At 55.8% G+C, this 25679-nt stretch carries 19 protein-coding genes; 17 read left to right on the forward strand and 2 right to left on the reverse strand.

All coding sequences use genetic code 11. From position 1 onward, the window contains the following. Positions 1 to 42 precede the first annotated feature (42 nt). The 12 genes from smc to hisC all read left to right on the forward strand — a co-directional run bounded on the left by smc (position 43) and on the right by hisC (position 16444). On the forward strand, positions 43 to 3543 hold the full coding sequence (gene smc, locus ACTG39_RS06705; protein WP_439106764.1) for a chromosome segregation protein SMC: 3501 nt from the start codon (positions 43 to 45) through the stop codon (positions 3541 to 3543). A 69-nt stretch (positions 3544 to 3612) separates the two neighbouring features. Beyond that, positions 3613 to 4572, forward strand: a complete 960-nt coding sequence (gene zipA, locus ACTG39_RS06710; protein WP_439106765.1) for a cell division protein ZipA — start codon at positions 3613 to 3615, stop codon at positions 4570 to 4572. Positions 4573 to 4580: 8 nt separating this feature from the next. Then, positions 4581 to 6602, forward strand: coding sequence for an NAD-dependent DNA ligase LigA (gene ligA, locus ACTG39_RS06715; protein ID WP_439106766.1), 2022 nt, complete (start codon positions 4581 to 4583; stop codon positions 6600 to 6602). Further along, positions 6599 to 7225 carry a transglycosylase SLT domain-containing protein gene (locus ACTG39_RS06720; RefSeq protein ID WP_439106767.1) on the forward strand — a complete coding sequence of 209 codons (627 nt, stop codon included), beginning with the start codon at positions 6599 to 6601 and terminating at the stop codon, positions 7223 to 7225. Before ligA ends, ACTG39_RS06720 begins: the two co-directional genes overlap by 4 nt. Before the next feature lie 99 nt (positions 7226 to 7324). Continuing rightward, on the forward strand, positions 7325 to 8035 hold the full coding sequence (gene phoB / locus ACTG39_RS06725) for a phosphate regulon transcriptional regulator PhoB (RefSeq protein WP_439106768.1): 711 nt from the start codon (positions 7325 to 7327) through the stop codon (positions 8033 to 8035). Further along, the gene (phoR, locus tag ACTG39_RS06730) at positions 8032 to 9309 is read left to right on the forward strand and encodes a phosphate regulon sensor histidine kinase PhoR (RefSeq protein ID WP_439106769.1); all 1278 of its coding nucleotides are present in this window, start codon (positions 8032 to 8034) and stop codon (positions 9307 to 9309) included. The genes phoB and phoR overlap by 4 nt, the downstream gene beginning before the upstream one ends. Further along, positions 9306 to 10082 (forward strand): substrate-binding domain-containing protein, encoded by a 777-nt coding sequence (locus ACTG39_RS06735; protein WP_439106770.1) that lies wholly within the window; start codon positions 9306 to 9308, stop codon positions 10080 to 10082. The genes phoR and ACTG39_RS06735 overlap by 4 nt, the downstream gene beginning before the upstream one ends. Positions 10083 to 10210: 128 nt before the next feature. Further along, a complete protein-coding gene (locus tag ACTG39_RS06740; protein WP_439106804.1) occupies positions 10211 to 12286 on the forward strand; it encodes an ABC transporter permease subunit in 2076 nt (691 codons plus the stop codon). Continuing rightward, a complete protein-coding gene (gene pstA / locus ACTG39_RS06745) occupies positions 12273 to 13745 on the forward strand; it encodes a phosphate ABC transporter permease PstA (protein ID WP_439106771.1) in 1473 nt (490 codons plus the stop codon). The genes ACTG39_RS06740 and pstA overlap by 14 nt, the downstream gene beginning before the upstream one ends. Continuing rightward, entirely contained in the window at positions 13746 to 14567 is an 822-nt protein-coding gene (pstB, locus tag ACTG39_RS06750) for a phosphate ABC transporter ATP-binding protein PstB (RefSeq protein WP_439106772.1), read from the forward strand. Between the two features lie 78 nt (positions 14568 to 14645). Further along, complete coding sequence (phoU, locus tag ACTG39_RS06755) at positions 14646 to 15371, forward strand: phosphate signaling complex protein PhoU (RefSeq protein WP_439106805.1); 726 nt, start codon at positions 14646 to 14648, stop codon at positions 15369 to 15371. After that, entirely contained in the window at positions 15368 to 16444 is a 1077-nt protein-coding gene (hisC, locus tag ACTG39_RS06760; protein WP_439106773.1) for a histidinol-phosphate transaminase, read from the forward strand. Before phoU ends, hisC begins: the two co-directional genes overlap by 4 nt. A 31-nt stretch (positions 16445 to 16475) precedes the next feature. Here the strand turns inward: hisC and ACTG39_RS06765 are convergent, their stop codons facing one another. Both ACTG39_RS06765 and gltA read right to left on the reverse strand, forming a co-directional pair. Then, positions 16476 to 17621 (reverse strand): beta-ketoacyl-ACP synthase III, encoded by a 1146-nt coding sequence (locus ACTG39_RS06765; RefSeq protein ID WP_439106774.1) that lies wholly within the window; start codon positions 17619 to 17621, stop codon positions 16476 to 16478. A gap of 129 nt (positions 17622 to 17750) precedes the next feature. Further along, positions 17751 to 19043, reverse strand: coding sequence for a citrate synthase (gene gltA, locus ACTG39_RS06770; protein WP_439106775.1), 1293 nt, complete (start codon positions 19041 to 19043; stop codon positions 17751 to 17753). A gap of 300 nt (positions 19044 to 19343) precedes the next feature. On the opposite strand from gltA, the gene sdhC reads away from it, so the two are divergent. The 5 genes from sdhC (at position 19344) to ACTG39_RS06795 (ending at position 25678) form a co-directional block, all read left to right on the forward strand. Further along, the gene (gene sdhC, locus ACTG39_RS06775; RefSeq protein WP_439106776.1) at positions 19344 to 19718 is read left to right on the forward strand and encodes a succinate dehydrogenase, cytochrome b556 subunit; all 375 of its coding nucleotides are present in this window, start codon (positions 19344 to 19346) and stop codon (positions 19716 to 19718) included. After that, positions 19712 to 20071, forward strand: coding sequence for a succinate dehydrogenase, hydrophobic membrane anchor protein (sdhD, locus tag ACTG39_RS06780; protein ID WP_439106777.1), 360 nt, complete (start codon positions 19712 to 19714; stop codon positions 20069 to 20071). The genes sdhC and sdhD overlap by 7 nt, the downstream gene beginning before the upstream one ends. Before the next feature lie 37 nt (positions 20072 to 20108). Next, entirely contained in the window at positions 20109 to 21872 is a 1764-nt protein-coding gene (gene sdhA, locus ACTG39_RS06785) for a succinate dehydrogenase flavoprotein subunit (RefSeq protein WP_439106778.1), read from the forward strand. Positions 21873 to 21907: 35 nt separating this feature from the next. Beyond that, the gene (locus ACTG39_RS06790; RefSeq protein WP_439106779.1) at positions 21908 to 22615 is read left to right on the forward strand and encodes a succinate dehydrogenase iron-sulfur subunit; all 708 of its coding nucleotides are present in this window, start codon (positions 21908 to 21910) and stop codon (positions 22613 to 22615) included. Between the two features lie 207 nt (positions 22616 to 22822). Continuing rightward, positions 22823 to 25678, forward strand: coding sequence for a 2-oxoglutarate dehydrogenase E1 component (locus ACTG39_RS06795; protein WP_439106780.1), 2856 nt, complete (start codon positions 22823 to 22825; stop codon positions 25676 to 25678). Position 25679 lies beyond the last annotated feature (1 nt).

A 25679-nucleotide genomic window follows, 5' to 3' on the forward strand; every position in this document is an offset into this window, starting at 1 on the left:
TTTTATATAAAACAAGAACTTACGAGAGATAGTTAAAGCTAGATGCGCCTAAAGTCGATTAAGCTGGCAGGCTTCAAGTCCTTCGTGGATCCCACTGCTGTGCACTTTCCCAGCAATATGAGCGCCGTTGTCGGCCCAAATGGCTGCGGAAAATCCAATATTATTGATGCTGTTCGTTGGGTTATGGGCGAAAGTTCGGCCAAAAACCTGCGCGGGGAGTCGATGGCGGACGTCATCTTTAATGGCTCGGGCAACCGTCAACCCGTGGGTCAGGCCTCTATCGAGTTGGTTTTTGACAACAGCGATGGTGGTGTCGGCGGGGAGTATGCGAGCTATGCCGAGATTGGTATTCGCAGACAGGTTACCCGGGACGGGCAATCAGAATACTTTTTGAATGGCACCAAGTGTCGCCGGCGAGACATCACCGATATCTTCCTGGGTACGGGTCTGGGTCCTCGAAGCTACGCGATTATCGAGCAGGGCATGATTTCCCGGTTGATCGAGTCCAAGCCCGAAGAGCTGCGTATCTTCATCGAAGAAGCCGCGGGTATCTCCAAATACAAAGAGCGTCGCCGAGAGACTGAGTCTCGCATGCGGCGCACCCTGGAGAATCTAGAGCGCTTGACGGATCTCCGCGATGAACTGGAGCGTCAGCTGCAGCATTTGCAACGGCAATCCCAGGCCGCGGAAAGGTATAAAAATCTCAAGGCAGAAGAGCGGGCGCTCAAGCAGCAGGTGATGGCCGCACAGTTGCGGGACCTGCAGGCCCAGCACGCCTCCGCGAGTCACGATGTGGGTGAGCAGGAAGTGCGCCTCGAGGCGGTATATGCCGATCAGCAGCGCATTGATACCTTGATTGAGCAGCACCGGGTCACTCACAGCGAGCGTAACGACGCCTTGGTAGAGGTGCAGGGACGCTTTTATGCTATCGGTGCAGAGGTCAGCCGCGTTGAGCAGGAAATACGCTATCAGGGAGAGAAAGCCGAGCAGATTGCCGACGATCTTCGGGGTACAGAGGTGGGCCTCCAGCAGGCTACCCAGCATCTTGAGGAAGACGGCGAACGTTTAGCGGGCTGGGAACAGGAGCTGGCCGCCCTGGGACCCGCTCTGGAATCCCAGCGCAGCAAAGCCGCGAGCGCGACCGCGGCATTGGCGGAGGCTGAAGCGAACATGCAGTCATGGCAGGCTGAGTGGGACGAGTTCAACCAAAAGGCCGCGGTACCTCGCCAGCAGGCTGAGGTGCAGCAATCGCGGATTCAACACCTGGAGCATTCTCTGGCTCGTCTGCAAAAGCGTCTCGAGCTTCTTGATCAGGAGCGGGAGTCCCAGGATGACGGTGGCGCTGTAGAAGCCTTGCAAAGTTTGCGTGGCGAGCTGGATCAGGCCAATGAGACCAGCGAAGCGCTGTCCCAAAAGCTTAAGAGTCTCGAGAGTGACTTGACCGATGTGCGTTCGCAGCGTCGCGAGCGTCAGGAAGAGCTCAATAACCTGCGCTCCAAATTACAAATTCAGCGTGGTCGGGAGGCCTCTCTTGAAGCGCTACAGCAGGCGGCTAAAGAGCGGGCTGAGGGCGGTAAAGTCGGTGATTGGCTCCGCGAGCGCGGCTTAGCTGATAACCCACGTTTGCTGGATGAGCTGCAGGTAGAGGAGCGCTGGCAGCGCGCGGTAGAAGTCGTGCTGGGTAGTGCCTTGCAGGGTGTGTGCGTGGACAGCGTGGATACCCTGGACGAGGCCTTGTGTGATCTGGCATCGGGAGATCTTACCCTCCTTGAGGCGGCTGAAGATCGAGTGATCGCCGACGACAGCCTAGCTGGAAAACTCCTGGGCGATACCCGGGCTCGCGCCTTGCTGGTGGCCGTGCATTGCGCGGAGAATAGCGCCGAGGCTCGAAGCAAACGCGCAAATCTCGCTCCCGGCGAGTCTCTCATCACCCCCGATGGACTGTGGTTTGGTCGAAACTGGGTGCGCACGCTGCAAGGCGGCGAAAGCGAGTCTGGGCTGATTGGCCGGCAGCAGGAGCTTGAGGCTTTGAGTCTGGAGATTGCTCAGCTCTCGGAGAGCGAGGCGGCAGCGAAGTCATCGTTGTCTACCAGCGACGAGCGCCTGGCAAGTTCAGAGCAACAATTGAAAGCAACGCGAAGCGAGTCTGATAGCGCGGCACGCGCCCGATCAGAGGTTTTGTCGCGACTCCGGGCCGAGGAAGCCAAGCAGGAACAAGTGCTTGCCCGGCGAGAGCGCCTCGATCACGAAGTATCGGAACTGCGGACTCAGTTTGAGCAAGAGCAGGGTGCGATCGCTGAGGCCAGAACTAAACTCTCCTCCGCCATTGAATCCATGGACGGGGATACCGCCGACAGAGAGACCCGTTTATCGCTCCGCGAAGGCCTGCGAAGCACTCTAGACAGTATCCGCAGTGAGGCTCACGAGAGCCGCGACGCGGCCCATCAGGCGGCGCTTAGGCATCAGTCATTGGTCACCCAGAGTGAAACTATTCGCAGTGCCCTTGTAAGAAGTAAAGAGCAGGTAGAGCGCCTTGGCGAGCGACTGGAGGTCTTACGCAGTTCGCGCCTCGAAAATGATGAACCTCTCGAAGGTCTCAAAAAAGAGCTTGAAGAGCAGCTTGCTTTGCGCCTTGAGTCTGAATCCAGATTGTCGGCTGCTCGCCAGGCATTGGCAGAGATAGAGCACACCTTACGTGATGCCGAGCAAGAGAGATTGCAAACCGAACAGTGGGCAGCGAGTCTTCGCGAGAAACTGGAGTCCCGGCGTTTTGCGGTGCAGGGTTTTGAGCATCAGCGCAACACCCTTCATGGGCAGCTCGAAGAGCTGGGAGGCAACCTGGATGCCTTGCTTGAGGCCCTCCCTGAAGATGTGGATATGGAGGCCTGGCAAAATGAGCTCGAGCGCTACGCCAATCGTGTTGCACGCCTGGGCCCCATCAATCTCGCGGCGGTAGACGAGTACCAGCAGCAGTCCGAGCGTAAGCGCTACCTCGATGCCCAGAATGAGGATCTAGAGTCCGCACTCGGGACGCTCGAGGCAGCGATTCGTAAAATCGACAAGGAAACGCGCAACCGCTTTAAGGACACCTTTGATCAGGTCAACACGGGTCTTCAGGAACTGTTCCCCCGCGTGTTCGGCGGGGGTTCTGCGAGTCTGGAGATGACCGGAGACGATCTCCTGGATACGGGCGTTTCGATCCTGGCGCAGCCTCCGGGCAAAAAGAACAGCACTATTCATCTGCTGTCCGGCGGAGAGAAGGCGCTCACAGCGATCGCTTTGGTGTTCTCGATCTTCCAACTGAACCCGGCACCCTTTTGTATGCTTGATGAGGTTGACGCACCTCTGGACGACGCCAACGTGGGCCGCTATGCGCGCATGGTTAAAGAAATGTCCGAGAAAGTGCAGTTTGTATTTATTACCCACAATAAGATCACCATGGAAATGGCCGATCAACTCATGGGTGTAACAATGCACGAACCGGGCGTATCGCGCCTGGTGACTGTCGATGTAGAAGAAGCCGCGGAACTGGCGGCAAGTTAGTACGAGTGCCTGCAAATGGCCGAAAACCTTGGTTTGACTTGCTGTTAACAGGGAGGAGTAAACAGACCCGTGCCTGAAGTAACTTTGCGCGATGGAATGGTGCTCGTCGGGATTCTCCTGATCCTAGCGGTGATGATTGATGCCTGGCGCAGGATGCGTAGCCAGCAACGGGAGCGCGTGCGGGTGAAGCTCGCGCCGGAGTCTCCGGGTGATGAGCCTGCTGATGACCTGTCTATTTTTCGTGAGCTACCCAATGGCGGGGCCCGCATTGTTAGTCGCGAGGACTTGCTTGGGAGTAGTGGGCTGGGTCCATCCAGTGACAATCCCAGAGACTCAGATTCTTCCGCGACGGGGTCCTTTTCAGACGGCTTGGCAGACAGCGGTTCGCTGAAGGATACCAGCGCTGGTCGTTCCTCTGGTCAGCCGAAGCCGAAGCCAGAGCCGGCGTCCGAGGCGGCGGAGCTCCCCGTGACGGAGGAGGTCAGCTTTGAGGGTATGCGCGCCGATAGCGATGAGCCGAGCAACCTCGACTGGCTTGAGGATATGCCCGTTGAGGAGGCTGATAGCCCCGCCAGAGATCATCCCGCCCCGCGTGTAGAAACGGAAGTCATCATCCTGCATGTGATGTCGCGGAGCACCGAGGGCTTTTCCGGTAAAGACATCCTCGAGATATTGTTGGCCTGCGATCTGCGCTTCGGTGATATGAACTTTTTTCATCGACACGAGCAGCAGGCGGGTCGTGGTCCCATTCAGTTTAGTGTCGCAAATATGCTGCAACCGGGCGTGTTCGATATCGACAATATGGACGGGATGCATACCCGGGGGCTGGTGTTTTTCATTACTCTCCCGGGCCCCCAGGATATGATCCAGGCCTTTGATCACATGCTTGAAACTGCTCGTGCCGTCGCGCGAAATCTCGGGGGAGAGCTGCTAGATGAGTCCCGCAGCGTTCTAACCCAGCAAGCTGTAGAGCATTCGCGGCAACAGATACGCGAGCTGGAACGTCGGCTACTCGCTCAGCAGGACTAGTGGTTGGTATGTCCGAAGCTGACATCCAAAACCAGGCTAGGGATCTCCGCGAGCAGCTTGAGCGCTGGAATCACGAGTACTACGTTCTTGATGAGCCCTCGGTTCCCGATCAGGACTACGACAAGGTGCTGCGTCAACTGCAGGACCTTGAAGCCCGATACCCCGAGTTAGAGGATCCTTCCTCACCCACCCAGAGAGTAGGCGCAGCGCCTCTCAGTGCGTTTGAAAGCGTCGCTCACCCGATCCCCATGCTGTCACTGGACAATGCTTTCAGCGACGAGGAGTTGGGGGCGTTTCTGGGTCGGGTAGTAGATCGTCTGGATGTGGATTCGGTCCCCGAACTGGTGGCGGAGCCTAAGCTTGATGGTATAGCCATTAGTTTGCTGTATCGCGAGGGTGTGCTCGCTCGCGCTGCGACGCGGGGTGACGGCACTCACGGTGAAGACATTACCCTTAACGTGCGCACCATTGGTTCGGTGCCATTGAGGCTTCGGGGTGAGAATTTACCTGCGGAGGTGGAGATACGGGGTGAGATCTTTATGCCCCGGGCCGGCTTTGAGGCTTTCAATGAGGCGGCACGGCGAGCGGGGGAAAAACCTTTTGTGAATCCCCGCAACGCGGCCGCAGGATCCCTGCGACAACTTGATTCACAGGTCACCGCGCGGAGGCCTCTGGAGTTTTGTGCCTATTCGGCAGGGCAGCATCCGGAAGAGGCCTGGCCTGAATCGCACTGGGACGTTCTCCAACTGTTTGCCCGCTGGGGGATCCCCATCAGTCGCTATGCAGAGCGCTTGGGTAATCTGGAGGAGTGCGTCGATTACTACCAGCGACTAGGCCAGCAACGGGATGGCCTGAGCTTTGATATTGATGGCATCGTGTACAAGGTCAATCGTTTTGACGCGCAGCAGCAGCTGGGCTTTGTTGCCCGTGCGCCGCGCTGGTCTATCGCCAGGAAGTTTCCTGCCCAGGAAGCTCTTACCAAGGTAAGCGGTGTTGAGTTTCAGGTAGGACGTACCGGGGCCATTACGCCGGTTGCGCGTCTCGAACCGGTGTTTGTAGGCGGGGTTACGGTGAGTAATGCGACGCTTCACAATATGGACGAGATTGCTCGCCTGGCACTGCACTACGGTGACACCGTCGTAGTCCGTCGAGCGGGCGACGTTATTCCTCAGGTAGTGTCGGTGATCGAAGAGCGTCGCCTGGACTCGGCCGCGCCCATTCAGGCGCCGCATGCCTGTCCGGTTTGTTCGTCACCCGTAGAGCGGGTAGAAGGCGAAGCCACCTTGCGATGCACCGGCGGTTTGATTTGCGCGGCGCAGTTAAAGGCTGCGGTGCGACACTTTGCCAGCCGGCGGGCAATGGATATCGATGGCCTGGGTGAAAAAATAGTGGAGCAGCTGATCGACAACGGACTGGTTCGCGATGTCGCAGACCTTTTCAAGTTAGAAAAACCGGAGCTGCTTACGCTGGAGCGCATGGGGGATAAGTCTGCCTCCAAGCTCTTAGCTGCCATTGATGCCAGTCGACAGACTACCCTGCCGCGATTCATCTTTGCCCTGGGTATTCGCGAAGTGGGGGAGGCTACAGCGCTGGCCCTCGCCAATCATTTTGGGAGCTTGGAGGCGATAGCCGCGGCAAGTCTTGAAAGCCTGCTCGAGGTGTCTGACGTTGGGCCCGTGGTGGCGGAGCACTTGTTAGCGTTTTTTAGCACGCCTGCGAATCAAACGGTTCTTGCGGCACTCCTTGAGGCAGGGCTGGCCTGGCCGGTCATCGAGAAAAGTACCGATGCTGAGGGCCCCCTGGAAGGGCAGATCTGGGTTGTCAGCGGTAAGCTGGAGAGTCAGTCCCGGGATGAGGCCGAGGCGGCACTGCGCGCCCTGGGTGCTCGAACAGCCAAGTCAGTTTCGGGAAAGACCAGCGTGTTACTCGCAGGGCCCGGCGCAGGGAGTAAGTTGGCTAAGGCAGAATCCCTGGGTGTCGAGATCGTGGATGAAGCCGAGTTCCTCTCACGGATGGCGGCGACAACATGAGCCTCCTGCGCCCGGGGGTGGCCCTGTTGATATCGGCCGCACTTGCCGTGCTATTCGGCGGATGTGCAACGTCTCCTCCCAGAGACCTCGACAATATTTGCAATATATTTGATGACAAAAAGGGTTGGTATGAAGACGCGCGAAAGGCTGAGAAAGCCTGGGGAAGCTCCATCCCTGTAATGATGGCCATTATCCATCAGGAGTCGCGCTTTGTGGCTAATGCCAAGCCGCCGCGCAAGAAAATCCTCGGAGTAATCCCCGGACCACGTCCGTCGGACTCCTATGGCTACAGTCAGGCACTGGAGTCCACCTGGGAGTCCTACCAACGTTCTGCGGGTCGTTATGGTGCGGACCGGGACGACTTTGGCGACGCCATTGATTTTGTCGGCTGGTACAACCATCAGTCCTTTCGGCGCAACGGCATTCAGAAGAACGACGCCTATTCCCTCTATCTTGCCTATCACGATGGGCATGGCGGTTATGAGCGGGGTACCTATCGGTCCAAGGACTGGCTTTTGGGTGTGGCGCGGAAAGTTTCGGCGCGCTCCGCAAGCTACGCAGGGCAGTTAAATGGCTGCCGGGCTCGCCTTGAACAAGGGAGGGGCTGGTTTGACTGGTTTTAACTGTGACATTTATGTGTCAGATTGCTCTTCGATTGTCATCTTTGTGTCACACGGAGATTGCAAGATTCACCGCTTTAGTGGTCCAGCGGGAGAATGGGCATGAGCGAACGTACCGTTTTGGTGGTTGATGATGAGTTTGCCATTCGAGATATGCTGCGAATGGCGCTAGAGATAGTCGACTATCGATGTTTGGAAGCGGACAACATACAGGACGCGCATGCGATCGTTGTCGATCAGCGACCGGATATCGTGCTTCTTGACTGGATGTTGCCCGGCGGTAGCGGCATTGAGCTTCTCAGGCGCTTGAAGCGTGACGACACCACACAGGAGATCCCTGTGATTATGCTGACGGCCAAGACGGCCGAAGACAATGTGATTCAGGGGCTTGAAGTAGGCGCAGACGATTACATCACAAAGCCCTTTGCTCCCAGAGAATTGATCGCGCGGATCAAGGCCTTGCTCCGTCGCTCCGGCGTCGGTGAAAGCACGGATCGTATGCAGGTGTCAGAACTGGTGCTTGATGGTAAAAGTCGCCGCGTATTTCTGGCCGATGAACCGCTGGACATGGGCCCCACGGAATTTAACCTCCTGCAGTTTTTTATGTCTCATCCGGAGCGGGCTTACAGTCGCAACCAGATGCTTGACCAGGTATGGGGCGCGAATGTCTACGTCGAAGAGCGAACCGTTGATGTGCATATCCGCAGGCTGCGAAAAGCACTGCAGGTGGATAACAAGGACTACAGCGGTTTGATTCAGACTGTAAGGGGTACCGGTTACCGCTTTTCTTCTCGGGGAGCACCGTCGGATTGAGTCTAGCGGGCAGCTGGCGTGCTGAACTTCGTAAGCTGCTACTGGTACTTGTTGCCTCGGGCGCACTCGGCTGGGGTACGGGCTATACCCTCGAGATGCTGTGTATCGGGCTTTCTGTACTGACGGGTATCTGGCTCTGGCAGCTGTGGCTCATGCGTCGCTGGCTCGAGGATCCCGAGCAGGCGCCCCCTGAGAGCGCGGGTATCTGGGGACTGGTTTACGACACAATCTACGGCCTGCAGCGTGAAAACCGTGATGCTCGGGGTCGGCTTCAATCTACCGTGGACTACCTCCGAAGCTCCTTTGCCTCAATGCGTGATGGAGTTTTGATCCTTACGCAGAGCGGAGTCATCGAGTGGTCTAACAATGCAGCGGAAAGGCTGCTGGGGCTACAGTACCCACGGGATCGAGGTCAGCCAGTACTCAATCTCTTACGCTGGCCCGCATTTCACGAGTACTTCTTGAAGGGCGATTTCCAGCAGCCTCTACAAATACCAAATGCCACTAATGTTCGGCAAATCATTCAGATTGAGATCACTACGTTTGCCGGTGGGGACTTTCTACTGTTCTTTCGTGATGTCACCCGGGTGGTGCAAATGGAACAAATGCGCCGGGATTTCGTAGGCAACGTGTCTCACGAACTACGCACGCCGCTTACTGTTTTTAAGGGATATCTGGAGACCCTGGAGTCCAGCGAGCTCTTTGACGACCCAAGGTTTCGCAAAGCGGCGGGGCAAATGGACATGCAGGTCCAACGTATGGAAAATCTGCTCACAGACCTGCTGTGGCTGAGTCGCATCGAAACCGTTAGCGAAGATCGTGAAACCAGTGCAGTGAATATGGTGGCAATGCTTGAAGAATTGCGCGAAGAGCTCGACTCAAGTCATCCGGACAGATTGGTAGTGGTCGAAGTCCAGAGTGAGGAAACAGTGCTTGGCAACTACCGGGAACTTCGCAGTGCGGTGTCGAATCTTGTGATCAACGCGCTGAAGTACAGTGATGATCAGGAGCCGGTCGTGGTGCGTTGGGAGCGAGAAGGCGATGCATTGGTGTTGAGCGTTGTGGATTCCGGCGTGGGTATCGAAGAGCAGCACATTGCTCGCGTGACAGAGCGTTTTTATCGAGTCGATGAGAGTCGTAATGCCCGAACGGGAGGTACCGGATTGGGGCTTGCGATAGTGAAACACGTGGCCGCGTCTCATGGTGCTGAGTTAACGATTGACAGTGAACTCGGGCGCGGGAGCCGATTCTCGTTACATTTTCCTCAACTGTGAAACCCGGTTCCTTTGCGGCGGCCTGTCTGGCGTTCCTTCTTTTGTCGTGGAGTCGCGGCGCTTTGGCTGCAGAGCCTCTGGTCGGCAAGCTCGTCAGCACAGGCTCTGACACCATGGGTTCCCTGACCTCACTCTGGGCTGAAATGGTTACTGCCAGGCATCCTGGAGTTTCGATGCATGTGCGCGCGATAGGCTCTGGAGCGGCGCCTACGGCATTAATCCAGGGGACGGCGAATATCGGTCCTATGAGTCGCCCCATGTCTCCGGACGAGATTAGTGCATTTACCAGCAAGTATGGATATCAACCCACAGCGGTGCCGGTCGCCGAAGATGCACTGGCGGTTTTTGTGCATCGGGATAACCCTCTGGATAGTATTTCCCTCGGCCAGCTTGACGCGATTTTTTCCGGGACCAGACGCTGCGGGTTGCCTCGGGCGGTCCGTCTGTGGGGGGAGCTTGGTCTGAGTAGTCCCTGGACTCAGAGGGTGATCAGCGTCTACGGACGGAGTGCGGCCTCGGGAACCTATAGCGTCTTTCGCAGACAGGTATTGTGCTCCGGTGATTTCGCCGTGTATCTCAATCGTTTAGTCGGGTCTTCGGCGGTTGTGAGAGCGGTAGCGATGGATATTAATGGGGTTGGTTATGCCAGTGCCGGTTATCTGAATGCGAGCGTCAAGCGCTTGCAGTTGATTGGAAGTGATGGCGTGGATGAGGCTGCACTGTCCAGAAGGTTGTTCGTCTACATCAATCGCCCCCCCCCAAACGCCCGTTGAGGCGCTGACCGCGGCTTTTATGGAGGTGGCATTTAGTGGGGAAGGGCAGAGAGAGGTCTCCCGACTTGGTTATACACCCCTGGGCGAAAACGAGTTAAGGCGCTTACGCGAAGAGCTGGGTTTAAGTGATGGTTGATGCCCGAACAAGGATCGCGTCCCGTCGCCGGGCCTGGGATCGCGCCGCAAGCCTAGCCATCAACGCTGCCGGTGCTGCCGTCATTCTGTTGCTTCTGATGATCCTGATGTATCTGCTGTACGTGACGCTGCCCTTGGCGAGTCCAGCAAAGCTGGAGGCCAGGTCAGTACAAGGCTTGTCCTTTGCGGGGGCGGCGTCGGTACTGGTGGGCGATGCTCTGGTGAAAGTTCCGGGCGTTGCCGAAGCGGGAGTCTTGTTGAGCGACGAGCGCTATGCAGCGAACCTGGGGGATGATGTTTTACAGCTGTTCGAGCTTAAGCTTCCGGGAGCTGTAGCTGGCAGGTCTCCAGCAGACGCGGTGCTCAGGGAAGCCCTTCTTGCACCCGGTGCCGTGCCAGAGAGTCTGGATGTACACAGTGACGGTGACCGCCTGATGTTTGCCTATTTAGACGATGGCGGTCTGCTGCATGCTGGCGTTGTCAATTTTGCCGAGCTGCCTGATCCCGTGATTACTCGCTATGCGACATCAGCAACAGCGATGGCGGCTGGCATGATACGGGTCGATGCCGCCACAGGGACTGTGTTTGTTCTTAATGACCACTCGTATTTGCGATGGCAGCCTAAGGCTGCAGAGTCCAACCGTCTGCTGGAGGCTACGTTGCCGGGCTTTAAAGCGTCTGCAAGCCTCGTCGCCTGGGGGCCCAACCACGAGACGCTCCTTGTGGTTGATGCAAACAATGAGCTGTATCGCTTTGATACTGCCCGCGCGGCACTCCCGCTTCTGGGCCCTCCCATCGACGTGGGAATGAAGGTGCGATGGCTGGCCAGTGAGTCCAGTAGACGCGTTGTGTACTTGCTGAGCGAGGCGGGTGAGCTTGTTATTCTCGTGCCCAGCAGCGCGGAAGAGCTTCTGAGACAGACAGTTTCTGAGCTCCGGGGGCCCGGACGATTGGGTGTCAGCGCTGATGGAGCCTTTGTTTATCGATTAAGCGACAAGGAGCTGCTGCGGGTAGCGCTTGACAACCCCTTTCCCGAAACGGGGTGGAAGAGTTTGTGGCTACCGCAGTGGTTTGGGGCCTACGATGCACCGGGCCAATACTGGCATTCCGACGGCGCTGCGATCGGCGCCTTGTCTAAACTGAGCTTGTCGCCTCTGCTGTACGGTACCTTTAAAGCCGCTGTATACGGCATGTTATTGGCGATTCCTTTGTCTCTGGGTGCGGCTGTGTATACCGGGTACTTTTTGTCACCGCGAGTACGCAATCGCATTAAACCCAGTATCGAGTTACTGGAAGCCTTCCCCACGGTGGTACTGGGCTTTGTGGCAGGACTTTGGCTTGCGCCATTACTACTGGATTATTTGTTACCCATTCTTCTTTTGCCATTGGTGTTGCTGGGGTTGCCGCTTCTTCTCTCAGTCATTCATCTGTTGCTGCAAGTGCTGTCGCCTAAGTTTCAACGCCGACCCCCACGTATCGCGCTGATTTCGGTGGTGTATATCGCTGCGATCATTGCGCTCATGCTGAATGCGCAAAATTTAGAAGCCTGGTTGTTCGAAAATTCTTTGCGGGATTGGCTATGGACGGAGTGGGGTATTGCCTACGAGCAGAGAAACGCGCTGCTGGTCGGTCTGGCAATGGGCGTGGCTATTACGCCCGTGATGTTTTCGATCGTCGAGGATTCGATCTTCGCGGTTCCTCGAAGTCTCTCTGATGGGAGTCTCGCTCTGGGGGCCACGCGCTGGCAATCCTTGGCTCGCGTAGTGCTTCCGGCCGCGTCTCCGGCAATACTGTCGGCCTTGCTTATCGGCCTCGCGCGTGGCCTCGGCGAGACCATGATTGTGCTTTTAGCGACCGGGAATACGCCATTAATGGAGCCCGGTATGTTTTCCGGTTTAAGAAGTCTCAGTGCGAGTATCGTTGTCGAGCTCCCGGAGGCAGGCTCCCGAAGCGTACAGTTCCGCTTGCTGTTTTTGGCGGCGCTGGTCTTGTTTGGGCTTACCTTTGTTCTCAACACCATTGCCGAGCTATTCAGGCAGCGACTGCGGTACGCCTATGCCAGCCGCTAGAGGCCTCATCAACTTTTCGAGCCTGCAAAGCGGTGTGCGGCGAGCAGAACCGATGGTATGGATGAGTGCCGGTGCCGTGGTATTTGCGATGCTGGTCCTTATTGGCCTCCTGTTTCTGCTGACTACCCGTGGCTTAGGGCACTTTTGGCCTCAGCCGCTAATGCTGCTTCAGAGCGCAGCGTCCGGGCCACAGGCCCACCTGGGAGTCATTCTTGAGCGAGAGTCCGGGCCTTCGCTGGATAGCGCTCGAACGCTGCTGCACCGCGGCGGCGAAGACTTGTTTGACTCTCCGCTCCTGTGGATTGACGACGCTGACATAGTTCTTCGAAGTGCGCCTGAGAATGCTCTGGTGGTTGAGCGCTTATCCCAGGGACCTGTTTTCGGTTTTGCCGAGGCTTTGAATTTTGCTCAGCAGACAACGCCGTTGGCGGAGCTCTCCGCCAATCTGCAGTTGGACTTCATTGAGAACGGCACCGATACAGCGTCTTTAGTTTCCTCGGCAGGAACAACAGAGGGCGTAGCAATGCTCCAGCTGCGCCTGGCATCAGGTCTGGTGGCGGATATTCCTCTTAAGGATGTGAAGGCAGCCTATGCGCCCAATGCCATGCTGACGTCCGAGAAGCTGGGACACTTTGCGCGCGCGTTTGGACGATTTCTGAGCGAATCTCCCCGCCAGAGTAATGAGCAGGGCGGGGTTTTTCCGGCGATTCTGGGTACGGTGGTCTTGGTACTGCTGATGACAGTCATCGTTTCGCCCCTTGGCGTGCTCGCCGCAATTTATCTGCATGAGTATGCCCAGCGCGGCCCTCTCACCCGACTAGTTCGCATCGCGGTAAACAATCTGGCGGGAGTTCCCTCCATCGTCTACGGCGTTTTTGGGTTGGGCTTTTTTGTATACGCCCTGGGCGGATCCCTTGACGCTCTCTTTTTCGAAGACAGACTTCCCGCTCCGACTCTGGGAACTCCGGGTATGCTTTGGGCAGCACTGACTATGGCGTTACTGACTCTTCCGGTGGTGATTGTGTCGACGGAAGAGGGTCTGGCCCGGGTCCCCGCCAGTTTGCGGGAGGGTAGTCTTGCCTTGGGTGCGACGCGCGCTGAAACTCTTTGGCGGGTCGTACTGCCCGCGGCGTCACCAGCGGTGCTTACGGGACTGATTCTGGCGGTCGCGAGAGCGACAGGTGAGGTGGCGCCGCTCTTACTGGTGGGTGTGGCTAAGTATGCACCGGGGCTTCCGGTCAGTACGGAGTATCCTTTTTTGCACCTGGATAGGCAGTTTATGCATCTTGGCTTTTACGTCTATGACCTTGGATTTCAAAGTACGCATCTCGAAACCGTTGAGGGCCTGGTTTTTGCCACCGCGCTACTGTTAGTTTTGATTGCAGTGTTTCTTAACATCGCCGCGGTACTCTTGCGTAGCCGCTTACGCGAAGCCTTTAAACCACAAGAAGCCATTTAGATGAAAAGCCACAGTATTGATGTGAAGGCTTTGAAACGTGCACCGGGCGTAAAGAGTGCCTCGGATGTGTGTTTGCATGTCGAAAGACTCAGCCTTCACTACCAGAGAAGCCAAAACGTGGCCTTGCAGGATGTCAGTCTGGAGATACCCAGGCAGCGAGTGACGGCCTTTATTGGCCCTTCGGGATGCGGTAAATCAAGCCTCTTGCGCTGCTTCAATCGTATGAATGATCTCATCGAGGGCAGTATCGTCAGCGGCCACGTTTGGCTGGATGGGGAAGATGTGTATGCAAAGGGCGTCGACGTCGCTACCTTGCGTCGTCGCGTGGGTATGGTGTTTCAATCACCCAACCCTTTTCCTAAAAGCATCTATGAGAACGTCGCTTTCGGCCTCAGAATTCAAGGGTTGAACAAGAAGCGCTTGTTGGACGAGCTTATAGAGCGGGCATTGCGCGCTGCTGCGCTGTGGGATGAAGTAAAGGATCGGCTGGACGACAATGCCTTGTTGCTTTCAGGAGGCCAGCAACAACGTCTGGTTATTGCGCGGGCCATTGCCGTAGAGCCCGAGGTGCTTCTTCTGGATGAGCCGGCATCGGCTCTGGATCCGATCTCGACGCTGCGCATCGAGGAGTTAATTTATGAGCTTAAGACACGCTATACGATTGTGATTGTCACGCACAATATGCAACAAGCAGCCCGGGTATCGGACATGACGGCTTTTATGAACCTCGGACGATTGGTGGAGTTTGGAGAAACAGATACACTCTTTACCAACCCCCGTGAATCTCAAACAGAGGATTACATAACCGGCCGCTATGGATAGCAGCGGGTGAGCGTGTCTCTGCTGATTCCGGTTCTGGGTTTCAGCGTGGCAAAAACACTTAGATAAATTCGAGGAGCAATCTTGCAAGGCGATCAGCACAGGCAGCATATTTCCGGCCAATTCAATGCGGAACTGGATGCCATGAAAAATCATCTTCTGGAGATGGGTGGGCTTGTTGAGCAACAGCTCGGTCTTGCCGTGATGGCATTGCTGAATCGCGATAGTGGTCAGGCTGAGTCTGTTGTGCTCGGTGATCGACAGATCAATGAGATGGAACTGCAGATTGACGAGGAGTGTTCGAGAATTCTCGCCAGACGCCAGCCAGCGGCCAGTGACCTGCGTTTGGTGCTAGCGGTTGCAAAGTCTACGACGGACCTTGAGCGTATTGGCGACGAGGCGACCCGTATCGCGCGCCAGACGACAAAGCTAACGGAACTGCCGCCGTCCGCAAGCATGTTTATGGAGCTGAGACTCATCAGTGATCACGTAGCGTCAATGCTTAGAGAGGCCCTGGATAGCTTTGCCCGTCTTGATGTGAGCAAGGCGATTGACGTGGTGCTAGACGACGACAAGGTTGACGGGGAGTACGAGGCGGTCCTGGAAAGCCTGATCACTCTGATGAAGTCGGATACCGATAGCATCAGTGGCGTGGTCCATGAGATGTGGGCGTTGCGGGGACTCGAGCGGGTGGGGGACCACGCGACCAATATTGCCGAACAAGTGATTTATCTGGTGTTAGGTCGTGATGTACGACACATGACCACTGATGAGCTGCAGAGCTTGGTCGAGGCGCGAGGGCAATGAGTCGGCGATTTTGGAGTGAACTCACAACACGCCTGGAACCTTACACTCCGGGGGAGCAGCCTCAGGTCGAAAACCTCTTAAAGCTGAATACGAACGAGAGCGCGTACCCGCCGTCGCCGAGAGTTTTGGAGCAGATCAAGGCGGTTACCGGTGATGAGCTGTTGCGCTATCCCGATCCCACATCGCTAGCATTCAGGCAGGTGGTAGCCGACACCCACGGCATTAGTGTTGATTGCGTGTTCGCCGGCAATGGTTCCGATGAAGTCTTATCCCACGTTTTTCAGGGGCTGCTAAAGCAGCATCGGGAGCTTTTGTTCCCGGATATTAGCTACAGTTTTTACCCGGTTTGGTGCCAACTCCATGACGTGAAGTATCGTCAGGTCCCCCTGCGTGAGGACTTTACGCTCCACGCCGATGATTACGATACTGCCGCTGCAGCCGTTATCTTTCCCAATCCCAATGCGCCAACGGGCATCCTTACTTCGCTGGAGAGTGTTCGGGGTTTTCTGGAGGCTGCGCCTGATCGTCTGGTCGTCGTCGACGAGGCGTATATCGATTTTGGCGGAGAGTCTGCGATTTCTTTGCTCAAAGAGTACGACAATCTGCTGGTTGTTCAGACTCTATCCAAGTCCAGAGCGCTGGCGGGCTTGCGCATTGGTTTGGCGTTTGGTTCTGCGGGGCTCATCGAGGGTCTGGAGCGTATCAAAGATAGTTTTAACTCCTATCCTATCGGCGTAGTCGCCCAGCGAGCAGCGGCAGAAGCCTATCGTGATGAGTCCTGGTTCAGGCAGTGCAGCGAACGGGTGATCGCCAGTCGGGAGAAGCTCACTCTGGATTTACAGGGGCTGGGCTTCGAGGTTTTGCCTTCTACGGCAAACTTTGTATTTGCCAGGCATGCATCACTTCCGGGACCTCAGATCTTTGATGCCTTGAGAGGAGAGGGGGTGATCGTGCGTCGCTGGGACAAGCCGCGTATCCAAGACTATCTTCGGATTAGTGTGGGTACGGAGTCCCAGTGCCAACGCTTTGTCGAAACGCTGCGAGCGGTGCTTGGCAGGATTAATCCTGCGTAGAGGATTAGCGCAGCGTTGCAGCCTTGCAGCGTTAACAGCGCTCCAGCACCACGCTGCCGATGCTGTAACCGGCGCCAAAGGAACACAGCACACCCCGTTCGCCGACCGCAAAGTCATCGTGGTGTTTGTGAAAGGCAATGACCGAACCCGCGGAGCTGGTGTTTGCATACTTATCCAATATAACCGGAGCCTCTTCGGTCGTGGCATCTCTGCCGAGAACGCGTTTGGCGATAAGCACATTCATATTGAGATTGGCTTGATGAAGCCACAAGCGCTTTAAGTCGTCTGTCGCGATATCCAGCGATGCGAGCTGCTCGCTGATCTGGGTCGCTACCGCGGGACAGACTTCTTTGAACACTTTCCGTCCTTCCTGCACAAAGAGCTTGTCCGCGTTTCCGATGCCTTCTTCGTCACCGCGGTTAAGGAAGCCAAAGTTATTGCGAATGTTGTTTGAGAACATGGTCTGTAGACGGCTGTCCAATACTTTGAAGTTGCTGTCAGCGGGGCCAGGCCGGTCGCTGATAATCATCGCAGTGCAGACGTCACCAAAGATAAAGTGCGAGTCTCGATCCCGGAAGTTCAAATGTCCGGTACATATCTCCGGATTTACAACCAGTACATTTCGGGCGCTACCGCTGCGGATGGCATCGCGAGCTTGCTGAAGCCCAAAAGTCGCCGAAGAGCAGGCGACGTTCATATCAAAGGCATAGCCCTTACTGCCAAGGGCTGACTGGATTTCTACGGCCATCGCGGGGTAGGCGCGCTGCATATTCGAGGCGGCGCAAATCACCGAATCCAAATCTGATGCTTCCAGTCCTGCGGTTTGCAATGCCTGCTTGGCGGCTATGACCGCCATTTCGCACATAACCGAAGGCTCGTCGTTAGCACGCTCTTTGATACTAGGCGTCATGCGTTTCGGGTCCAGAACACCCTCTTTGTTGATGACGTACCGCGAGCGTATACCTGAGGCCTTCTCGATGAACTCAGCAGATGAATGGGCAAGCGCGGGTAGCTCGCCGGCTTGAATAGCGTCGGCGTTTTCAGCGTTATGAAGATCTACATATTGATTGAAACTCTCAACCAGTTCTTCATTACTGATGGAGTTCGGCGGCGTATAGAGGCCTGTGCCGGTCAGATAGACCGCTTTTAAATCTGCTGATTCCGACGATTCGGGCATGCGTGCCTCTGCGTATTGTTGTTTTGTGGAGAGGGCGGGTAGGTGCTACCGCTACCCTTAAAAAATCAAAAGGTCGTGATGAGCGACAGTGTAACCGCCAATCACGACCCCGGGGAAAACCCTCTTTATCTAGCTTCGGTCGTCGATGTTTACAAAGTCGCGCTGTGCGTGGCCCGTGTATAACTGTCGCGGTCTGCCGATGCGATAGCTGCCGGAGATCATCTCGTTCCAGTGCGCGATCCAACCCACTGTTCGACCCACCGCGAAGATAACCGTAAACATACTGGTGGGAATGCCGATGGCCTTGAGAATGATGCCCGAGTAGAAATCTACGTTGGGATAGAGCTTTTTCTCGATGAAGTAATCATCTTCCAGAGCGATTTCTTCGAGGCGCTTTGCAATGGCCAGGAGGGGATCATTCTCGATACCAAGCTCAGCCAGCACATCGTCCGCTGCTTCCTTCATCACCTTGGCTCGAGGATCGAAGTTTTTGTAAACCCGATGACCAAAGCCCATGAGGCGGAAGGGGTCATCCTTGTCTTTGGCGCGAGCGACATACTCATCAATTCGGGATACATCCCCGATTTCTTCCAGCATATTGAGTACTGCTTCGTTAGCGCCTCCGTGAGATGGACCCCACAGCGCCGCGATGCCTGCTGCAATACACGCAAAGGGATTAGCCCCGGAAGAGCCGGCAAGACGCACGGTTGAGGTCGAAGCGTTCTGCTCATGGTCTGCGTGAAGCAGGAATACCCGATCCATAGCCTTGGCAAGAACTGGCGATACGTTGCTGGGCGCGCAAGGGGTGCCAAACATCATGTGCAAAAAGTTTTCTGCGTAGCCCAGACTATTGTCCGGATACATGAAGGGCTGCCCGATAGAGAACTTGTAGCTCATTGCCGCAAGGGTGGGCATCTTGGCTATAAGTCTGAAGGCCGCCACCTGGCGATGGTGCTCGTCGGAGATATCCAGGGAGTCATGATAGAAGGCAGACAGTGCGCCTACGACACCACACATGATCGCCATAGGGTGCGCGTCACGACGGAAACCGTTGAAGAACGTACGAATCTGCTCGTGCACCATCGTATGGTTGTGAACGGTGCTAACAAATTGTTCCTTTTGCTCGGTATTTGGCAGTTCGCCGTAGAGCAGGAGATAGCAGGTCTCCAGGTAATCAGACTCGGCGGCCAGCTGATCGATAGGGTATCCGCGGTGCAGAAGAACGCCCTTGCCGCCATCGATATAGGTTATTTCCGACTCGCAGGCTGCGGTGGATACAAAGCCAGGGTCGTAAGTAAACATTCCCTTGCTTGTAAGGCCGCCAACGTCTACGACATCCGGACCAATAGATCCTGAGTAAACAGGCAGATCTACGGACCCCTCAATGCCATCGATGTTGAGGGTTGCTTTCTTTTGACTCATGGGTAAATCCCGCATGTTTTCAGGGGGGTCGCCAACTATAGACAGTGGTCGACGTTTGTCAATTAAGCGTGCTTATTCCATCAGTTTGTTGTTGTCAGACACAGCCTGCATTGATCGTGGTCAATTGTAATAGACTTGGTGAATCTCTATACTCGCGCCGTTTTTAGGGTATCTCGGTAACAGGTGTGCAAGGCTTCTTCGGTACCGTGGAGATACAAAGGGAGTGGCAAATCACGCGCAGCGCCGCCAAGGCTTTAGCGCGCCACTCGGGGCCATTTCAGAGTCAGGAGCTGTCCGTCTGTGAAAGACAATCGTCCGGTTAATCTCGATATCGGTAGCATCCAGCTACCTATCACTGCCTACGCCTCTATATTGCACCGAATTTCCGGCGTGATTATGGTCGTGGCGTCCTTTCTCCTGCTGTGGGCTTTGGATCTCAGCCTCGCCGGGCCAGAGAGCTTTGCGCGGCTTAGCGAGCTCCTTGCAAATCCGCTGGTGAAATTTGTGGCCTGGGGTATTACCACTGCCACGATTTATCACGGCTTCGCAGGTATCAAGCATCTGATTATGGATTTTGGCGTTGGAGAGACCATGGAGGGCGGTGTTTTGGGTGCTCGCCTGGTGTTTGTCCTCACCTTCGTGAGTGCAGCCTTGGTAGGAGTCGCCTTATGGTAACTGCAGTTACAAGTCTTTCTCGCTCCGGTTTGTCGGATTGGTTGGTGCAGCGCGTCACAGCCGTTATCCTTCTGGCGTTTTTCATATTCATAGGGTTCAAAATCGCTTCGGGCGTTACCTATGCCGAGTGGACGGCATTGTTCGGGCAAACATGGATGAAAGTTTTCACCATGTTGGCTCTGCTGTCTCTCGCGGCGCATGCCTGGATAGGTATGTGGGGAGTGTTCACAGATTATCTCACCGAGCGTCTGATGGGATCCCGGGGCAATGTATTACGGATTGGTTTGCAGCTGATTACCTCGCTGTCACTGATCATTTTTGTAATTTGGGGCTTCCAGGTAATTTGGGCCTAAGTAAGTCTTGATTCCTGCAACAGGAGCATAAGTACGAATGCGCACAATTTCTTTTGATGGTGTGATTGTTGGTGGCGGTGGCGCAGGAATGCGAGCCGCGCTTCAGCTAGCTCAGTCGGGCTATAAAACAGCCGTGATTAGCAAGGTATTTCCCACGCGTTCACACACCGTGTCCGCCCAAGGGGGCATTACCTGTGCGATCGCCAGCGCGGATCCTCAAGATGATTGGCGGTGGCACATGTACGACACCGTAAAAGGCTCTGATTACATTGGTGATCAGGACGCCATCGAGTACATGACCTCCGTGGGCCCCGAAGCTATTTTTGAGCTTGAGCATATGGGGCTGCCATTTTCCCGCACAGAAGAAGGGCGTATTTATCAGCGACCCTTTGGCGGTCAGTCAAAGGATTTTGGTAAAGGTGGCCAGGCTGCACGTACGTGCGCTGCCGCGGATCGTACCGGTCATGCGCTGTTACATACGCTTTACCAGAACAACATCAAGAATAAGACCGTCTTCTTTAACGAGTGGTTTGCGACGGATCTCGTGAAGAATCAGGACGGTGTGGTCGTCGGCGTTATTGCGATTTGTATCGAAACCGGCGAAGTGGTTTATGTGAAGTCCAAGGCCACGGTCTTCGCTACGGGCGGTGCAGGGCGTATCTATGCGTCTACGACAAATGCTCACATTAATACCGGCGACGGCATTGGCATGGCTCTGCGTGCAGGGTTTCCTATGCAAGACATGGAAATGTGGCAGTTCCACCCCACGGGTATTTATGGTGCCGGCACATTGGTCACCGAAGGCTGTCGCGGCGAGGGCGGATATCTCATCAATAAGGATGGCGAGCGTTTCATGGAGCGTTATGCACCCAATGCCAAGGATCTGGCAGGGCGTGATGTTGTCGCTCGCTCCATGGTGCTTGAGATTCTCGAAGGCCGTGGCTGTGGCCCCGAAGCCGATCACGTATTCCTGAAGCTTGATCATCTGGGAGAGGACGTTCTGGAGAGTCGTTTGCCGGGTATTCTGGAGCTGTCGCGCACATTTGCACACGCTGATCCGGTCAAAGAGCCTATTCCCGTAGTGCCAACCTGCCATTACATGATGGGTGGTATTCCCACCAATGTGAACGGACAGGCGCTGACCATTGATGCGAATGGTCAGGATCACATCATTCCCGGACTGTATGCCTGCGGCGAAGCTGCTTGTGTATCCGTTCACGGCGCTAACCGCCTGGGCGGTAACTCTTTGCTTGATCTTGTGGTCTTTGGTAGAGCCGCGGGACTGTTTATCGAAGAGGCCCTGCGTTCAGGCATTGAGGCACGGGACGCGTCCACCACGGATATTGAAGAGAGCAACCAACGTTTGGCCAAGCTTGATGCAGCGCCCGTGGGCGAGAGCGTCGCGGGCCTGCGAAAAGAGCTTCAGGGTGTTATGCAGAATCACTTCGGTGTGTTCCGCAAGGGCGACTTCATGCGCGACGGTATCAAGCTTCTGGAAGCCCTGCGCCCCCGAATCGAGAGCGTTGGCGTTGCTGACAAGACTCAGGCCTTTAACACAGCGCGTATCGAAGCTTTGGAGTTGCAGAATCTCTTTGAAGTTGCTGAAGCCACGGCGATACCGGCAGAGGCGCGTACAGAAAGCCGCGGTGCCCATGCGCGAGATGATTACCAGGAGCGGGATGATGAGAATTGGCTGTGCCACTCGTTGTACTTCCCCGATGACAAGAGCGTGGGTAAGCGCGACGTGAACTTTGAGCCTAAGATCATGGACGTTATGGAGCCGATGGCTCGTACTTACTGATCCTTTCGGGGAACGAACGATACGGAGTTTTTTGGATGTTGCAGGTCAGTGTATATCGCTACAACCCGGAGCAGGACGCAGAGCCGTCCATGCAGACTTTTGAGGTCGACACCGGTGGCAAAGATGTGATGGTTCTCGATGTTCTGGAGGACATCAAGGCGCAGCAGGACACTTCGGTGACCTACCGGCGCTCCTGTCGCGAAGGGGTTTGTGGCTCTGACGGATTAAATATGAACGGTAAGAACGGACTCGCGTGCATCACGCCGCTGTCCGAGACCGTGAAGAACAACAAGCTGGTGATCCGGCCTCTGCCCGGCTTGCCGGTTATTCGTGACCTGGTGGTGGACATGAGCATGTTCTATACCCAGTACGAAAAGGTTCAGCCTTACCTGCAGAACGATACGCCGGCACCCGCAATAGAGCGATTGCAGTCACCAGAGGATCGAGCAAAGCTGGACGGCCTTTACGAATGTATTCTTTGCGCCTGCTGCTCCACGAGCTGCCCGTCATTTTGGTGGAATCCGGATCGATTTATCGGTCCTGCGGGCCTGCTCCAGTCCTACCGTTTTCTGGCGGATAGTCGCGACAATGCAACCGAAGAGCGTCTATCCCGTCTGGATGATCCCTTCAGTGTTTTTCGCTGTCACGGGATTCAAAACTGCGTGAATGTTTGCCCCAAGGGCTTGAACCCGACACGCGCTATCGGCCATATCCGCAGTATGCTCCTCAAACAGGCAGCCTGAGGTAGTTTTCGCGGACTTTTGGCTTAAAAGTCCGCTCATTTCTCGACTTTACACCTTCTAGACCTCTCGCTTTGCTGGCATAATTGCGCCACCGCGCTGTCCGTCTACGGAGAGCGCCCGCGGGGCCGGGGGGACCGTGGAAACAACTTGCCCCGGCACACACAGATGTCGTCTGTGCATCTGTGTGATGTTCGTCTAGGGGGCAGCATGCAAGAAAATACGATGGAGCTGTTTCGTCGCAGCTCACACATCGCGGGTGGTAACGCCACCTACGTGGAAGATCTGTACGAGCACTACCTGATTGATCCCAATGCCGTGCCCGAACAGTGGCGCGAGTATTTCGATAAGTTGCCCCGGGTCGAAAGTAAGACATCCCTGATTGATGATGTACCGCACAGTGCGGTCCGCGAACGTTTTGCGCGTATTAGCAAAATGCGCGTGCGTACTGAGGCTACTGTTGCCCACGACAGTCAGGCCACGCAGCACGAGCGCAAGCAGGTCAAGGTGCTGGCTCTTATCTCCGCGTATCGACAGCGTGGTCACCAGAAAGCGCAGCTTGATCCTCTGGGTCTCGCGGCGAGGGAGCATGTTGCCGATCTGGAGCTTGGCTTTCACGAACTCTCCGTAGCCGATCTGGACACCAGTTTTCAGGTGGGCACCCTCAAAATGGGCGGCGGTGACGGGACGCTAAAAGAGATTATCGGCGCGCTGGAGCGAACCTATTGCCACACCGTTGGTGCGGAGTTTATGCACATTGTGGATACGGAGCAGCGACAGTGGATTATGTCGCGTATGGAGTCCGTCCGTTCTGCGCCTGATTACGGCCCCGACGTGCAGCGCCAGATTCTCCGACGTCTTATTAAGGCTGACGGCCTTGAGAAGTCTCTCGGTTCCAAGTTCCCCGGTACAAAACGCTTCGGTCTGGAAGGGGGTGAGAGCCTGATTCCCATGATGGCAGAAATGATGCAACGCATCGGCGGGTACAACGCCAAAGAAATTGTTATAGGCATGGCGCACCGAGGTCGACTGAACGTCCTCATCAATATTCTTGGTAAGAACCCCTCGGAGCTGTTTGCCGAGTTTGAGGGACGCGCGACCTATGAAAGCTCGGGTGACGTTAAATATCACCAGGGCTTCTCCTCCAACATGATGACGCCTGGTGGCGAAATGCACCTCGCGCTGGCGTTTAATCCATCACACCTTGAAATTGTCTCTCCCGTCGTCGAAGGCTCGGTGAGAGCTCGTCAGGATCGTCGCGATGATCCGGAAGGTCATAGTGTGTGGCCAATTGTTCTTCATGGTGATGCTGCCTTTGCGGGGCAGGGTGTGGTCATGGAGACATTTCAGATGTCACAGACGCGGGCCTACAAAACTGGCGGTACCGTCCACATTGTGCTGAATAACCAGGTTGGCTTTACCACCAGCCGACAGGAAGACTCACGTTCTACCGAGTACTGCACCGATGTGGCGAAAATGGTTCAGGCGCCGATTTTCCACGTTAACGCAGACGACCCAGAGGCTGTTCTCTTTGTAACGCAGATGGCCATCGACTATCGAAACGAGTTCAAGCGTGACGTGGTAATTGATTTGGTCTGCTACCGCCGCCGCGGTCATAACGAGGCGGATGAGCCCGCGGTGACACAGCCGCAAATGTACGAGGCGATTCGCAAGCATCCAACCACGCGGGATATTTATGCGCGACGTCTGATCGAAGCCGGCGTATTAACCGAAGCGGAAGATCAAGCCCTTGTTGACGGTTACCGGGCGTCTTTGGATCGCGATGAGCCTCTGGTGTCCAGCCTGGTTCATGAGCCCAATGAAGAGCTGTTTGTTGATTGGAGACCCTATCTGGGCCACGAGTGGACTCTGCACTGCGATACCGGAATGGATCTGCACCATTTGCAGACGCTTGCGCAGCACACCAACCAATCTCCCGATGGCTTTCCGCTGCAGCGGCAGGTGGCAAAGATTCTCGAAGATCGCCGCAAGATGGCTGCGGGGGCTTTACCCCTGAACTGGGGCTTCGCGGAGACTCTCGCCTACGCGTCGCTTCTGGAGGCCGGGTATCCCATCCGGCTTACGGGGCAGGATGTCGGACGCGGCACCTTTTCGCACCGCCATGCGGTATTGCACAATCAGCGGGAGGACGAAACCTACGTTCCGCTTCAGCACGTAAACGACGATCAGGCTGGGTTTGTGATTCACGACTCTCTGCTGTCTGAAGAGGCGGTGCTGGCCTTTGAATATGGATATGCCACAACGTCACCTACCGGTTTGGTTATCTGGGAAGCGCAGTTCGGTGATTTTGCCAATGGCGCTCAGGTGGTGATCGATCAGTTCATCACCAGTGGCGAGCACAAGTGGAGCCGCCTTTGCGGTTTGACCATGTTGCTTCCGCATGGCTACGAAGGACAGGGACCGGAACACAGCTCAGCGCGCCTGGAGCGCTTCATGCAGCTTTGTGCAGAGCACAATATTCAGGTGTGCGTGCCCACAACACCGGCGCAGGTTTTTCATATGCTCCGCCGTCAGGGTATTCGTCCATTGCGAAAGCCTTTGGTTGTAATGTCTCCCAAGAGTTTGTTGCGACACAAGGAAGCGACTTCAACGCTGGAAGATCTTGCCAATGGGCGTTTCTACAATGTGCTGGACGAAACAGATGATCTAGATAAGTCCGCGGTACAGCGCGTGGTCCTCTGCTCCGGAAAGGTCTTTTATGATCTTCGCGCTGCGCGGCGTGAGCGTGGTATCGAGAATATCGCTCTGATTCGTTTAGAGCAGCTGTATCCATTTCCTGAAGCGGAACTGCTTCAGGTCTTAAGCGGATACCCCAATCTTCTCGACGCCGTTTGGTGTCAGGAGGAGCCCATGAATCAGGGGGCCTGGTATTCGAGCCAACACCATATGCGTCGCGTGTTTGCGTCGCTCAACAGTAATATTTATCTCGGTTACGCCGGGCGCGATGCTTCAGCAGCGCCCGCCGCGGGCTACATGGCCCTTCACCTGGAGCAGCAGGAGGCCTTTCTTAATCAGGCTCTGACGCTCGCCAGCGATAACGCCTAAG

It is taken from the genome of Congregibacter sp. (assembly GCF_965662665.1).
Lineage (GTDB): Bacteria > Pseudomonadota > Gammaproteobacteria > Pseudomonadales > Halieaceae > Congregibacter.

What these genes read in the sequence shown, in the direction of transcription:
- smc (WP_439106764.1), top strand. Translation starts at nt 43, where the DNA reads ATGCGCCTAAAGTCGATTAAGCTGGCAGGCTTCAAGTCCTTCGTGGAT.
- ligA (WP_439106766.1), top strand. Translation starts at nt 4,581, where the DNA reads ATGTCCGAAGCTGACATCCAAAACCAGGCTAGGGATCTCCGCGAGCAG.
- ACTG39_RS06720 (WP_439106767.1), top strand. Translation starts at nt 6,599, where the DNA reads ATGAGCCTCCTGCGCCCGGGGGTGGCCCTGTTGATATCGGCCGCACTT.
- phoB (WP_439106768.1), top strand. Translation starts at nt 7,325, where the DNA reads ATGAGCGAACGTACCGTTTTGGTGGTTGATGATGAGTTTGCCATTCGA.
- ACTG39_RS06740 (WP_439106804.1), top strand. Translation starts at nt 10,211, where the DNA reads ATGGTTGATGCCCGAACAAGGATCGCGTCCCGTCGCCGGGCCTGGGAT.
- pstA (WP_439106771.1), top strand. Translation starts at nt 12,273, where the DNA reads ATGCCAGCCGCTAGAGGCCTCATCAACTTTTCGAGCCTGCAAAGCGGT.
- pstB (WP_439106772.1), top strand. Translation starts at nt 13,746, where the DNA reads ATGAAAAGCCACAGTATTGATGTGAAGGCTTTGAAACGTGCACCGGGC.
- hisC (WP_439106773.1), top strand. Translation starts at nt 15,368, where the DNA reads ATGAGTCGGCGATTTTGGAGTGAACTCACAACACGCCTGGAACCTTAC.
- ACTG39_RS06765 (WP_439106774.1), bottom strand. Translation starts at nt 17,621, where the DNA reads ATGCCCGAATCGTCGGAATCAGCAGATTTAAAAGCGGTCTATCTGACC.
- gltA (WP_439106775.1), bottom strand. Translation starts at nt 19,043, where the DNA reads ATGAGTCAAAAGAAAGCAACCCTCAACATCGATGGCATTGAGGGGTCC.
- sdhD (WP_439106777.1), top strand. Translation starts at nt 19,712, where the DNA reads ATGGTAACTGCAGTTACAAGTCTTTCTCGCTCCGGTTTGTCGGATTGG.
- sdhA (WP_439106778.1), top strand. Translation starts at nt 20,109, where the DNA reads ATGCGCACAATTTCTTTTGATGGTGTGATTGTTGGTGGCGGTGGCGCA.
- ACTG39_RS06790 (WP_439106779.1), top strand. Translation starts at nt 21,908, where the DNA reads ATGTTGCAGGTCAGTGTATATCGCTACAACCCGGAGCAGGACGCAGAG.
- ACTG39_RS06795 (WP_439106780.1), top strand. Translation starts at nt 22,823, where the DNA reads ATGCAAGAAAATACGATGGAGCTGTTTCGTCGCAGCTCACACATCGCG.